Source organism: Citrobacter sp. Ce104 (assembly GCF_030334595.1).
Lineage (GTDB): Bacteria > Pseudomonadota > Gammaproteobacteria > Enterobacterales > Enterobacteriaceae > Citrobacter > Citrobacter europaeus.
The window spans coordinates 1-268 of sequence record NZ_JAOWDP010000009.1 but is presented as its reverse complement, the minus strand read 5'-3'; the positions used below and the strand labels follow the sequence as shown (position 1 = coordinate 268).

At 55.6% G+C, this 268-nt stretch carries 1 tRNA gene; it reads left to right on the top strand.

The features are described from left to right. Positions 1-183 precede the first annotated feature (183 nt). Positions 184-259: transfer RNA gene (locus OGW16_RS00585), tRNA-Ala, on the top strand. The last annotated feature ends 9 nt before the right edge of the window (positions 260-268 follow it).

The window sequence follows — 268 nt, the reverse complement described above, 5'->3', positions numbered from 1 at the left end:
GCTTGTAGCTCAGGTGGTTAGAGCGCACCCCTGATAAGGGTGAGGTCGGTGGTTCAAGTCCACTCAGGCCTACCAAATTCGCCTCCGTGCTGTGTTACGGCGATGCTCGCATACTTCAGTATGCTTCGCACCACCGCGCCTTGCCCGGAAACGAATTAGGGTACAGAGATAAGTATTTACGATGGGGTTATAGCTCAGCTGGGAGAGCGCCTGCCTTGCACGCAGGAGGTCTGCGGTTCGATCCCGCATAGCTCCACCATCCTTTACT